10 protein-coding genes are annotated in these 12,875 nt (G+C 45.2%); all 10 read left to right on the top strand.

The features are described from left to right. Window positions 1-192: 192 nt before the first annotated feature. A complete protein-coding gene (locus tag UF75_RS20795; RefSeq protein WP_045576470.1) occupies window positions 193-1,566 on the top strand; it encodes a methyltransferase MtaB domain-containing protein in 1,374 nt (457 codons plus the stop codon). Between the two features lie 27 nt (window positions 1,567-1,593). Next, window positions 1,594-2,337: a cobalamin-dependent protein gene (locus UF75_RS20790; protein ID WP_045576469.1), complete on the top strand. Its 744-nt coding sequence runs from the start codon at window positions 1,594-1,596 to the stop codon at window positions 2,335-2,337. 80 nt (window positions 2,338-2,417) lie between these two features. Beyond that, a complete protein-coding gene (locus tag UF75_RS20785) occupies window positions 2,418-3,350 on the top strand; it encodes a GTP-binding protein (protein WP_045576468.1) in 933 nt (310 codons plus the stop codon). Then, window positions 3,347-4,987: a methylamine methyltransferase corrinoid protein reductive activase gene (locus UF75_RS20780; RefSeq protein WP_045576467.1), complete on the top strand. Its 1,641-nt coding sequence runs from the start codon at window positions 3,347-3,349 to the stop codon at window positions 4,985-4,987. The genes UF75_RS20785 and UF75_RS20780 overlap by 4 nt, the downstream gene beginning before the upstream one ends. Window positions 4,988-5,068: 81 nt before the next feature. Further along, complete coding sequence (locus tag UF75_RS20775; RefSeq protein ID WP_242860369.1) at window positions 5,069-6,082, top strand: MtaA/CmuA family methyltransferase; 1,014 nt, start codon at window positions 5,069-5,071, stop codon at window positions 6,080-6,082. A 177-nt stretch (window positions 6,083-6,259) separates the two neighbouring features. Further along, window positions 6,260-6,910: a methyltransferase cognate corrinoid protein gene (locus UF75_RS20770; RefSeq protein ID WP_045576466.1), complete on the top strand. Its 651-nt coding sequence runs from the start codon at window positions 6,260-6,262 to the stop codon at window positions 6,908-6,910. A gap of 101 nt (window positions 6,911-7,011) precedes the next feature. Next, window positions 7,012-8,985, top strand: a complete 1,974-nt coding sequence (locus tag UF75_RS20765; protein WP_045576465.1) for an ASKHA domain-containing protein — start codon at window positions 7,012-7,014, stop codon at window positions 8,983-8,985. 145 nt (window positions 8,986-9,130) lie between these two features. Beyond that, the gene (locus tag UF75_RS20760) at window positions 9,131-10,186 is read left to right on the top strand and encodes an MtaA/CmuA family methyltransferase (RefSeq protein WP_045576464.1); all 1,056 of its coding nucleotides are present in this window, start codon (window positions 9,131-9,133) and stop codon (window positions 10,184-10,186) included. A gap of 20 nt (window positions 10,187-10,206) precedes the next feature. After that, window positions 10,207-11,184, top strand: a complete 978-nt coding sequence (locus tag UF75_RS20755; protein WP_045576463.1) for a tetrahydromethanopterin S-methyltransferase subunit H — start codon at window positions 10,207-10,209, stop codon at window positions 11,182-11,184. 177 nt (window positions 11,185-11,361) lie between these two features. After that, window positions 11,362-12,875 (top strand): sigma 54-interacting transcriptional regulator (locus UF75_RS30875; protein ID WP_045576462.1); only part of this gene is annotated, 1,514 nt, incomplete at its 3' end.

The following is a 12,875-nucleotide window of genomic DNA, read 5'->3' as shown; positions in this document are numbered from 1 at the left end:
TGGGACACCCTTTGTTTTTTAGTTCAGACAAAGACCTTGGTTTGCAATAGTTTAAGAATTCAGAATATTGGCACAAACATTGCATGTATAAACAGTAGGAATAGATGAGTCACAAACCAAATGGAGGTGAAAGTAACTAAAGACTTTTTAATCCTAGAGATTAGTCAATATTAATGTTGAGGAGATGAAATAATGGCAAGGTATGACAAAATGGCTTATGGCAGTGCAGCCGAACTGATTTTCGGTTCAGCCAAACATCCAATAACCTACGGCCGGGATTTTTCGGTAGGCGCAGGTTATGTTTATCCCGAGTTAGTACCCCATCCACGTCCAGGTAGTGAAAAGTCACAAAAGTCACTGGTTAAGGAATATGAAAAAATGGTGGTAGACGTTCTTGACCGTTGTGTGGCCATTGGAATTCCCGGTATCCAAATAGAGCTTGAACATGTGTATCAGATGACTAGGAATCCGACGTGGGGAGGGGAAATTGCCGCCCAAACAAAGCGCTTGATGGAGGATTATCACCGTAAATATGGCTTGAAAAGCGCTATCCGGGCAACTATTGCTGATTATCGCAAGCCTGATGAAGAAAAAATATGGGATAGCGATGCTTTGGCGGTAATGTTACAAAGCTTTGAAGCCAGTGCAGCTGGTGGAGCCGATAATTTGTCCATAGAAAGTGTTGGTGGCAAAGAAGTTACCGATTACACGATCGTTCGTCAAGATATCCGTGGAGTTTTGTTTGGCATCGGGGTCTTAGGCAGCCTGGATATGGAACATGTATGGTCGAAAATCGTCGCTATTGCCAATAAATATGGGACAACACCTGGTGGAGACACAAACTGTGCTCAAGCTAATGTGGCCATGTTCATGGCGGGTGGCTATCAAGATAGATCCGTACCGCATACGTTTGCCGCGTTGACACGGTCAATTGCCGCAGCACGCTCACTGGTTGCCTACGAGCAGGGGGCAAAAGGACCGAGCAAAGATTGTAGTTATGAGGATCCCATTATTAAGGCCATTAGTGGTGTGCCAATTGCTATGGAAGGAAAAACTTCCGCCTGCGCGCATAGTGACTTAGTAGGTAACTTAGCTTCCGCCTGCTGTGACCTGTGGAGTAACGAGGCGGTTGAATACCATGATATGTTCGGCGGGACGACAGTCGCCGTCTTTACTGAAATCCTTGGCTATGATGTAGCCATGATGAACGCGGCGATTGATTTGGGTAAGGCTAAAGATTTACAAGATATGTTGGTCGCCTCCGATAAATACCGTGGGATGCACGGGTTTATTCTGGCACCCGATAACGCTTTTAAAATTGGTCAGGCAATCGTCGCCAATTCGCAATCCTATTATGCACGTGCCAGGGCTGCAGCTATTAAAGCCGGCGAATTAATGCAGCAAGACAGCAAGTTGATCATGTCTTCCTTCGAAAGAGAAGCACTTGATTCTTCTATGCGGACACTATTAGGTTTACCAGATAGAGAGGCTGATTTCATTTCTGAGTGTGTGGAAATATACAAAAAGCAAGTTAAGGGTTTCGAACCCAAGAATTACGGCCTATAAGGTTCGAGATAAGGAGGGAAGAACAAGATGACATTAGCAAGTTATGCCAATATATTAACACGTTATGATTTGATCGGTGCCAGTGAAGTCAAGGAAATTAAGGCAACTTCTAAAGATACCGTGATCCAGGAAATAATGCAGTGTGTTATTGAAGGGGATACCGATACGATTGGTGGTTTAGTAGAAAAGGCTTTGCTTAAAATGGATCCTTTAAAAGTAATTGATGAAGGCCTGATTAAAGGAATGGGAGAGGTTAGTCGTCTGTGGGCGGATGGAACATACTATTTGCCTCAGGTCATTATAGCTTCTGATGCAATGCTGGAGGGAATTGACCTTTGCGAAGCTAAACTAGGCAAGAAAATGGAGAAAAAGGGCGTCGTAGTAACCCACACAGCCGAGGGAGATATCCATGATTTGGGGCAAAAGATCGTCAATGCTCTCTTTAGAGCCAATGGTTATGAGGTTATAGACCTAGGTAAGGATGTGCCGGTGGATGACGTAGTAGCAGCGGTCAAAAAATATAAGCCGTTGATGGTCACAGGGACAGCCCTAATGACCACCACGATGACCGCTTTTGAGAAAATATCGAATCAATTGAGTCATGCGGGTATCGATATACCGTTTGTTTGTGGCGGTGGAGCTGTATCTAACGAGTACGTAACTGCTTACAAGTTTGGTGTCTATGGCAAAGATGCTCAGCAAGCTCCTAAAATGATATCTGACGTAGCAAATGGCTTTAGTTGGCAGGAACTGAGAGAAAAATATAACTAATTGTATGGTATCAGGGTGAGGGTTGCAAACGGCATTGGGTTCCAGCCCTCATTCCTTAACCAAATTTTGGAGGTTAAGCTGTGAAAGTTGAACTAATCGGCGGTTTCCTTGGGGCCGGTAAAACAACATTGATCAAAGGTTTGATTGATGCTTGGTCTGGTAAGGAAAAATTGGCCGTGTTAGTTAATGAATTTGGGGAAGTCGGGATTGATGGAACCCTTTTGGCTGGGCGGGGAACGGAAGTTGTGGAATTGTCCAGCGGTTGTATTTGTTGTACCCTTAATGCCGATCTCAAAGCACAGGTTGCTAACTTGGCCAGGGCTTATCAGCCTGAGCGCCTGTTGATCGAGCCTACCGGAATCGCCACCACTAAAAGTATTTTAAATATCTTAAGAAGTTTAAGTCTTGAAGAATTTGTTACAACTATCCGGGTTACCTTGCTTTTAGATTGCCTTGCTTTTGACACGAAATTGGAAAGCTTATCATTTATCGATAGTCAGATTGCATTAGCTGATCTCGTTGTTTTAAGTAAAAGCGACTTGGTTTTGCCAGAAGTTATCAGCGAAATAAGCAGTAGAGTGGCAAGCATTAATCCCCAGGCGCAGATTATTCAAGCTAGGTACGGTCGAGAAGCTATCGAAGCTCTAGTGAATGATGACCGGGAAGGCAGTAGTAAAACTATGTCGGAGGATAACGCGGACGAGGCAAGCCTTTTTAATGACTACCAATCCCTGGGAATGGCTTGGCAAGGCATTGTGTCACGGGAAAAATTACTGAAGTTATTTGACAATTTCAAAGTTAGTAGTTGGGGACACATAGTCCGTGCTAAAGGTTTCTTTTTAACAGAGGAGGACAGGTGGCTTGTGCTGGATTTTGTCCAGGGACAGATTAATCAAGTGTGGTCAGAGGGGAAAAATTATCGTGAAAATAAATTGACGGTTATCGGTAAGGATTTGAATCAAGATCTCATAAATACAGCTATCGTGGCCTGTCAGGTAAGAGGGGGTGATTGAAACTGATAAAAAACCTTGGAGTAGCCCTTGACTTGGGAACGAGTGGCCTTCGCGGTCAGGCAATTGATCTGGACACAGGGCAGATTATTAAAACAGTGATTACTGCCCGGCATCCCTTGCCTGGAGCCAACGTCATGGACCACCTGACTTACACGATTGAGGTTGGACTTGACTCGGCTCATCATATCCTGATCGATGCCATAAACCAGGTTTTGACTGCCTTGGGTGACATCGGTCCCAATGTGGTGCGTCTAGCCGTCTGTGGTAATCCGATCCAGCTTTCCCTGTTCGAAGGGATTGAGATCAGGGATTTGGCCTATGCCGGTAAACGGAAAAAACAGGCAATGGGAATTATTGAACCCAATCGGGATGGCAAATTGCTCTCGGCAAGAGATATCGAGGGGCTTAACCTTCCAGCAACAGCGGAAGTCGTGATTCCTCCGGCGGTTGAACATGAAATTGGGGCCGATGCCTTGGCTATGATGCTTAAATCAGGGATGTTGGAGCGGGAGGAAATTGCCTTAGTAACCGATTATGGTACCAATGCCGAGATGGCCTTGAAAGTGCGGGGGCAAATCATTACTGGTTCCTGTGCAGCTGGGCCTGCCTTGGAAGGACAACATATCGGGTCTGGAATGCTGGCAGGGCCGGGTGCTATCTCTGACCTTAACCCCAATGGCAAACATTATGCGGTATCCGTTTTAGACTCGGCTATGCTAACTGAAACAGTCGTCGAAACGGATCTTTTAACCGGAATAACTCAAAGGCTGACCACTGGAAGCATCAAAGGGATTACAGGTACTGGGGTTATTTCACTTATCGATTTAGCTCTGAACAATGGTTATGTTAAGTTACCGGGAATTAAAACAGAGGATCACCTGCTCCATCTCACGGACAAGGTTAGTTTTAGTGAACGAGACCTGGGCGAGGCCGGCAAAGCTATTGGTGCCATTAGAGCGGGTTACATTGCCTTGTGCAAGGCTGCCGGTATCGAGGTGGATCAGATAGAGGTTGCTTATATGGCAGGCGCATCAGGAACCTATGTCGATGCACTTAAAGCTCAACGGCTTGGTTTGGTCCCACCCACAGTGAAAAAAATCTACCAGATTGGGAATACTTCTTTAGCTTTAGCCCGGGATCTGGTCTTTAAGCCACAAGAACTTGAGGACTTAAAAAAATTAGCATTGAGCTTACGCGCCACCCACTGCATGTTTGGTGATTATGAACCTTTCTCTCAAGCTTATTTATTGGAACTCTCCTATTGGGATGAAGGGATGCCACGAGATTTATATGTCCGTTTCTGCCGAAATTACGGCTTGTCTCCTCTACCGAAGTTTACTAAGGAGGCCGAGGTGTTGAAATGGCACGAACGGGATATTCCTGATTTAGGAGCGGAGGGGCTTATGGTGATCGAAAAGGTTGGCTTAGAGCGGCGCCATGCGTTCTCAGGATGTACTGGTTGTGGAATTTGCACAAGTCCTTGCTTAGAAGAAGCATTATCGCTGGAGTCAGATCAAGGAGAGAACGTCCTTGTCTTAAGACTAGATCTTTGCAATGGTACTGCCTGTCTGAAGTGTGTAAGAGCTTGTCCAGAAAAAGTATTTAACTTTGCCGCTATAGGTTTTCACATCATTTGATACCCTATCTTAAAACTTTCGAAAAGCTTATTAATTGGTTATTAGTCGAATCTTGATTAAAAAAATGGAGGAACAAGAGTTATGAATACTATGACCAGTCGTGAAAGGGTGATGTCATCCCTTAACCATCAACCTGTAGACCGTCTGCCAGTGATCAGCGTTTGCCAACACGCAACTTATGACCAGATGGAACAACTCAATAGTTCTTGGCCTGAGGCTTTTCATGATGCCAGTTTAATGGCTAAATTAGCTAGTGGAGCCCACTCAATACTGGGTTTTGATGCTGTAAGGGTGCCGTTTTGCCAGACGCATGAAGCTGAAGCCTTTGGGGCTGTCTTGAAATATGGTGGTAAAACAGGGTTGCCAAGCGTAAATATTCATCCCTATCATATAGGGGACAACGTTGATTTTCCTAATGATTTTCTAAGCCGGGGACGTATACCAGCGCTGCTGGAAGCTATTCGAATTTTAAAACGCGATTACGGTGACAAGGTTATTGTTATGGGAGGGGTTATCGGTCCGTTTAGTATTGCCAGTTTGTTATTTGAGGTCACGGATTTTCTAAAGGCAACTTTCAAAAAACCCAATGACCTAATTCCCTATATCGAGTTAGGTGAGCGTGCAGGGACAATGCTTGCTAAAGCAATGATAGAAGCCGGTGCAGACGTTATTTGTGTGGAGGACATGATGGCTTCCATGGATATGATTAGTCCCAAGATCTATCGAAACTTGGCGTGGGAATACGAAAAGAAACAGGTTGAAGCGTTGAATGTCCCCGTGATAATCCATATCTGTGGCAAGGTGGATCCTATCATAGTGGATATCGCCAAAACAGGGTGCGGTGCCATCAGTGTTGAGTCCAATGTTAATGTTCCTGAAGCGTTGGATAAATTTAAGTTAGAGGGGATTAAAACTCCGATTGCAGGTGGGGTTGATCCTGTTAAAACCCTGTTCACCGGTCAACCTGAAGATGTTAAAGGAGAGGCCAGAGAGGCAATTTCTAAAGGATATTCTATAATTTCACCTGGATGCGCCGTACCGCCTGCCACTATAACAGCAAATTTGATAGCTATGGTGGACACCGTTAACGAGTAGCAAGTTTAGATTTATACTTCAAACCGGCTAATATATTGGCAGCCACTTCAATAAGAGTTAACCCGGTAGCGGGGTTGATTTTTGCCTATATATTTAGCCACAGAATAAAAAGTTTACACTAAAGGCCCTTGAGAATAATTATCGGTTTAAATAGTTAGATGAAGGAGTTGTTTAACAATGTCTCAAGAAATTCTAGATCGGCTAAAACAAGGGGTCATCGATTATGACGAGGATGCAGTCAGTGATGCCGCCAATGAAGCTTTGGCCCAAAACGTGAATCCCCACTCAGCAGTATTTGACGGACTGGTACCTGGCATGGTTGAAGTAGGTCGTCTGTACGAGGAACAAGAGTATTTCGTACCGGAAATGTTAATGTGCGCTGACGCTATGTACGCTGGGTTGAACATTCTTAAGCCCCATATGTCTAAAAAAGAAGGTGCTTCAAGAGGGGTTGTCGTGATGGGCGTTGTACAGGGCGATGTGCATGACATAGGTAAAAACATCGTTCGTATGATGTTTGATGCCTCCGGCTTCGAAGTTCATGACCTTGGAAGGGACGTACCCCTCGACAAATTTGTCGAGGAGCAACTGAAAACGGATTCAGATATGGTTTGTCTCTCGGCAATGATGACCACGACGATGGTGGGGATGAAAGAAATTATTGAAAAGATCAAGGAGAAGAATCCTAAGTGTAAAATCATGATCGGCGGGGCGCCGGTAACCAGTGACATAGCTTCGCGTTGGGGCGCTGACGGCTATGCTCGGGATGCCAACAATGCGCTAAAAGATGCCATTAATATGATCGCCTCGTTAAAAAGTATTTCATAGCAAAGTAGTTCCTAGGATAAGTGTCTCCCTGAGTATTTTAAAAACATTCAAGCTGAAGGTTTAAATAGTACCCTAAAAGTTTACCGAGAGGAGGACAAACCTTGGAGTTCAACGTAATATTTCAACCATCAGGTCGGCGCGGCAAAGTTGAAGCTGGAAAAACTATCCTTACGGCGTCCCACGAACTCGGAGTCGATATCGAATCAGTTTGTGGTTCTTCAAAAGTTTGCGGTAAATGCAAAGTTAAAATTGAGGAAGGCTATTTCGAGAAATTTGGCATTGAATCCCGCCTCAGCCATCTCAGCCCACTAACCCAACAAGAGCAAAAGTACATGAAAGCTAAAGAGATCGAGGAAAATTACCGCTTTGCCTGTGCAACGGAAGTTCATGGCGATATCTTGGTTTTCGTCCCTGAAGAAAGCCGGGGAGCTCAGCAAATCGTGTTAGAAACGGGCAAAGAGCGAGTGTTCACCTTAGACCCTGCCGTGCGCAAATACTATGTCGAGTTAGAACCCGCCACCTTAGAAGATCACAGAGGAGATTTTGAACGCCTGCGTGAGGCTCTCTGTGCTAAATATGCAAAGCTAGCTGAGAATCTGGCGATGGATTATTTTGTTTTGAGGAAATTACCTCCGGTTTTGCGGAAAGGAGAATGGAAGGTCACCGTTACGATCTGGCAAGGTCGAGAGATCATTGACGTCGAACCGGGTTTTAACGAAAAGATCGTCGGCGTTGGCATAGACATTGGAACGACAACCGTAGCAGCTTATTTATGCGACTTGCACACAGGTAAAGTATTGAGTAAGAAGTCCATGATGAATCCCCAGGTGCGTTACGGAGAAGACGTACTCTCCCGTATCAGCTATGCAATGATGGAAGATAATGGCCTGGAAAAAATGCATAATACGATGATTGAAAGCATTAATACTCTGATCCAAAAAATGACAGAAGAAGTAGGGCTGGTACCGATTGATGTACAGGAAATTGTCCTGGTGTTCAATACTGTGATGCATCATATAGCCCTGAACATCGATCCCAAATTCATGGGCCGTTCCCCGTTTGCCCCTGCCATCAAGCAATCCATGGATATTAAAGCACGTGATTTGAAAATCGAGATCAATCCCTGCGGAAATATTCACGTACTTCCGATTGAAGCAGGCTTTGTGGGAGCCGATAATATGGCGGTTCTGATTGCGGAAGAACCCTACAAACAAGACGAGATGCGCCTAGTCATTGACATCGGAACTAACGGCGAAATTGACGTCGGAAACAAACACAATATGCTCTCCACCTCCTGTGCCACAGGCCCGGCTCTAGAGGGCGCGCAGATCAAGTTTGGAATGAGGGCCGCACCAGGAGCCATCGAAAATCTTCGTATCAATCCAGAGACGCTCGAACCTCGCTACAAAGTCATCGGGAACGATGTGTGGTATCCAGAGGACAAAAAACTTGGAGCAAAAGGAGTCTGTGGTTCCGGAATCATCGACGCCATAGCAGAGCTGTTCAAATCCGGCATCATCGGCCCCAGCGGCCGCTTTAACAAAGGGCTTGAAGAGTTCCCTCGTGTTCGCAAAGGTTTGGACGGCAGGATGGAATATGTTATTTGTTGGTCTGATGAAACGTCGATTGGTCAAGACATTTCTATTACCATCGGTGATGTACGCGCTGTCCAACTGGCTAAATCTGCTCTCTATGTGGGAGCAAAATACCTGATGGAGAAGTTGGGCGTTGATCATATCGATAGTGTCACCTTGGCTGGAGCGTTTGGTTCCTTTATCGATGTCGAGAGTGCGATGGTCATTGGTATGTTTCCGAACTGTAATCTTGACAAAGTTAAAGCAGTGGGGAACGCAGCGGGCGATGGAGCGCAGATTGCCCTTCTGAACAAGGAAAAACGTGTGGAAGCTGATCGAGTGGCCAAAGAAGTCTTCTTTGTGGAGACCGCCATTGAAGCAGATTTTCAACAACGTTTTTCAGACGCTATGGCTTTCCCTCATAGCCGCGATGCTTTCCCAAGCATTCAGCATATCCTGGACCGGATTCCTAAGCGAGGTAAAATGCAGACCGCTCGCTAACTCAAAAAGGCTAACTCAAAACAGACTAAGTCTAAAGCGACGATTTAGCTAATTCCAATCGCCAAGTTTATTAGGCCGAAGAATAGGCTCTTAAGCAGCAAGGAGATTCTTGATCGAATAGAAGAGGTAAGGGAGAGATGGAATAATGTCGACACTAACACCACGGGAAAGAGTGCTCAATCTCTTTGCCGGTAAAGAAGTGGATCGTCCGGCCTGTTACAGTGGAATGGGCAACGTGACCACGGTGGCCTTGGAGGAAATAGGCTGCAAATTCCGGGACCTGCACGGAGACGCCAAAAAAATGGCTCAAGCAGGAGCCAGTTCCTATCACCTGTTTGGCTACGAGAGCGCCGTGATTCCATTCGACCTCTGCGTGGAAGCAGAGGCCTTAGGATGTGCTATGAATCCCTATGACAATGTCGAACAACTTCTCTATCCGACAATTAAAGAGAAGGCAATTCACACTGAGGAAGAAATAACAACGTTCTCCATACCGGATGATGTATTAGAGCGTGGTCGGATCAATGTGATTTGCGAAGCCATCCGCTTACTAAAAAAGGATATTGGTCAGGAAGTGGCCATTGGTACTTATCTATTGGGACCCTTTACCCTAGCTGGGCAACTCATGGACCTCAACGACCTTTTCAAGCTTTCCTTTAAAAAACCAGATAAGATAAATCACATGTTGGACCGGTTAGCGGATGTTCAGATCGCCATCGGGAGAAAATTCTACGAGGCCGGTGCGGACTATATTACCGTACGGGAAATGGGAGCAACCACGGATATCCTGAGCCCCAGGGCCTTTAATAATGTTATAGCCCCCCATCTGAAAAAGATCTTTGCCGGCCTACCGGGGAACAATGTTCTGCACATTTGTGGAGGGACTAATAGCGTTATCGGGAATATGAATGATTGTGGAGCCGCTGCAGTGAGCCTTGAATTCAAGAACGATATGGCAAAAACACGGGCGGAAATCGGCCCTGATCCCTTGATCTTTGGCCAAGTGGATGCCTATAGCGTCCTTGTCACCGGAAAACCCGAGGATGTAGTAAAAGGGGTGCTCGCTAGTTTAGACGCAGGAGTTGATGCGGTCTGGCCGGGTTGTGACATATGGCCCACCGCGCCCCTGGAAAATCTGAAGGCAATGGTAGAAACCGTCAGAGAGCACGGTGCTAGTCGGTGGGTACGTAAAAGAGCTTAAATGTTGGAGGGTGATAAAGGATGTTCACTTTAAAAGGGAAACAAAAAGTTTGTCAAATCGGACCTTTCAAAGTGGGAGGTCAGTTTGGAGAGAACCCGCCACTGCTTATCTCTTCTATGTTCCACAACGGAGATCGAATTCTGGAAAGTCGCAAAGATCATAAATTTGATCATCTAAAAGCAGTGGAATACTTAAAACAGCAAGAAGCACTCTCGGAACAGACGGGAATACCGGCGCTCGTTGCCATGGTTGCTAGTTCGACAGAAGAAATGAAGTATTACATTGACTTTTTCACAGAACATAGCGACCTGCCCTTCGGAATTGACATGTGGGTACAAAAGCCCCGCCTCGAAGCTATGGAATACGCAGCCTCTAAAGGCCTGCTCGACCGTGTTCTCTACAACAGTATTACGCCCTGGGATAAGGATATACCGGATCAAGTGAAAGCCCTACGCGAAATGGGAGTCAAACACGTCGTGGTCCAAGCCTTTGACGAGAGCGACCAAAAATCTTCCGGTCGCCTAACTGCCTTTGAAAAGTTGATGGAAGAAGTGGCTCAAGGGGGGTTCCAATCCATCCTTGTTGATACCGCAGTCATGAACCTTCCAGCAACAGCTTTTTCCTGTCTGGGTAATAAACTGATTAAGGAAAAGCATGGCTGGCCTGCGGGAGTGGCTTCTTCGAATGGTACTTTTATGTGGAAGGAAGCTAGAGAAATGTGGGGCCAAAACGGTTTTGCCGGGATGGATGCCGCTGGTCAAGCGCTCTCAGCACTGCTCTGGAGTGACTTCATCTTTTATGGACCGATATCCATCGCTGCTAGGATTTTCCCGGCAGTCGTTTCGGCTTCTCTTTTTCAAGCGACCCTAGCTTTTGAGGAAACAAAACGCTTGCCGGAAAACAAAAATCACCCTATTTACAAATTTTTCGGGGCCTTCGCCGGCAAATTAAGTGACGGGGAACAGGTTGAATTGGAACACGGCGGAATTGTTCAGTAGTTGAAAGGATATGTTTAAACGATGTCGGGCCGGTGCATCTGCATTGTCCCGGCAGTCAGTTTCTAAAAAATTCATCCAATTTCTAACAAAAAATATTTTTTATATGCTAAACTATACTTAGCATTTCTAATTTTCTTAGGCAGTGGAGTCGAATCTTAAGTAAGTGCGGTGTGCTAAATGAGACATAAAGCAGAGAGAATAAAAGCATCATGGTCAGAATTTATTGAAAATTCAGAAATTGAGCCTTATATTATTCGAGAAGCCGTCGCAAATTCTTGGCAACGCTGTTGGGACCGACGGCTTAATCCTTATGCACAAATTAATCAGTTACTGAATCAGCAAGAAATATCGGATAAACAACAGCAAGAACTGATTTCACTCACCACGCCGTTTGTAAAAAATCTGTATAATTTTGTTAAAGGTTCCGGATTTTTGGTTATTTTAGCTGACCACCGCGGAGTGTTACTAGAGGTCTTGGGTGATCCGGTCGTGAAGCAAAAGGTAAAACATCTGGGATTAGCAAAAGGAGTAGATTGGAGCGAAATCTCAATGGGTACCAATGCAATCAGTTTGGCTCTCATTGAAAAGAAACCTTTACAAGTTTTCGCCACTGAGCACTATTGCCGAGTCTTTCATGATTTGACCGGAGCAGCAGCACCTTTTTTAGGACCGAATAAAGAGTTACTTGGAGTGCTTGGATTATTCGGCACTTACTTGGATTACCACCCCCATAGTCTAGGTATAGTAGTAGCGGCAGCTCGAGCTATTGAAAATCAACTACTATATAATACTGAAGTTAGCAAGCTTGCGTTTGCTTATAGTCATGTCAAAACAATTATGGAAACTATGTCAGAAGGCTTAATTTATATTAACGGAGAAGGTTTAATTGTTAACTTGAATCCCGTTGGAGGTAAAATCCTGGGTCTCAACCCCGAAAATTGCCTCGGTCGTCCAGCCGAAGAAGTTTTCGGCAAAGACTTTTTTCTTTTGGATGTCTTAAAGACTGGTCGGACCATCGCCGAACGAGAGGTCGCTTGGGAAAACGGCCGTGAGCACCGAAGGTTTACTTTGAACTGTAAACCCTTCATCGTTACTGATGGTTCAGTTAATGGCGTTATAGCGACTCTTCGTGAAATAAATACAGTTCACAGATTGGTTAATAGTATAGGTGGGGCTCAAGCCAGCTTAACATTTGATGACATCATTGGTTCAGATGACAAACTACTTGTAACAATTAATAGAGCTCAAAAAGTGGCCCGCAGCGGGAGTACAGTCTTACTTGAAGGAGAAAGCGGAACAGGGAAAGAACTTTTTGCCCAAGCCATCCATAATTATAGTGCTCGTAAAAATAGTCCATTTGTGGTTGTTAACTGCGCTGCTATACCCAGAGGATTGGTCGAAAGTGAGCTTTTTGGATATGAAGATGGGGCATTTACTGGTGCACGCCGAGGTGGGCGTCCGGGTAAGTTTGAGTTGGCTAGTGGGGGAACCATTTTCCTGGATGAAATTGGTGACATGCCTCTTGAAATTCAGGCTAGCCTATTAAGGGTTTTGCAAGAAAGACAAATCACCAGAATTGGAAGTGAACGGGCTATCCCTGTCAATACTAGAGTCATTGCCGCTACCCATAGAAACCTAGCCCAAGAGGTAGAAAAAGGAAACTTTAGATTGGATCTCTTTTATAGACTGAA

This window comes from Desulfosporosinus sp. I2 (genome assembly GCF_000960765.1).
Classification (GTDB): Bacteria; Bacillota; Desulfitobacteriia; order Desulfitobacteriales; family Desulfitobacteriaceae; genus Desulfosporosinus.
Note: the sequence above shows the minus strand (reverse complement) of the source record. Positions and strands in the feature narration are given on the sequence as shown.

Excerpts from the sequence above, each read along its gene's own strand:
- UF75_RS20795 (WP_045576470.1), top strand. The coding sequence starts at position 193 with ATGGCAAGGTATGACAAAATGGCTTATGGCAGTGCAGCCGAACTGATT.
- UF75_RS20790 (WP_045576469.1), top strand. The coding sequence starts at position 1,594 with ATGACATTAGCAAGTTATGCCAATATATTAACACGTTATGATTTGATC.
- UF75_RS20775 (WP_242860369.1), top strand. The coding sequence starts at position 5,069 with ATGAATACTATGACCAGTCGTGAAAGGGTGATGTCATCCCTTAACCAT.
- UF75_RS20770 (WP_045576466.1), top strand. The coding sequence starts at position 6,260 with ATGTCTCAAGAAATTCTAGATCGGCTAAAACAAGGGGTCATCGATTAT.
- UF75_RS20760 (WP_045576464.1), top strand. The coding sequence starts at position 9,131 with ATGTCGACACTAACACCACGGGAAAGAGTGCTCAATCTCTTTGCCGGT.
- UF75_RS20755 (WP_045576463.1), top strand. The coding sequence starts at position 10,207 with ATGTTCACTTTAAAAGGGAAACAAAAAGTTTGTCAAATCGGACCTTTC.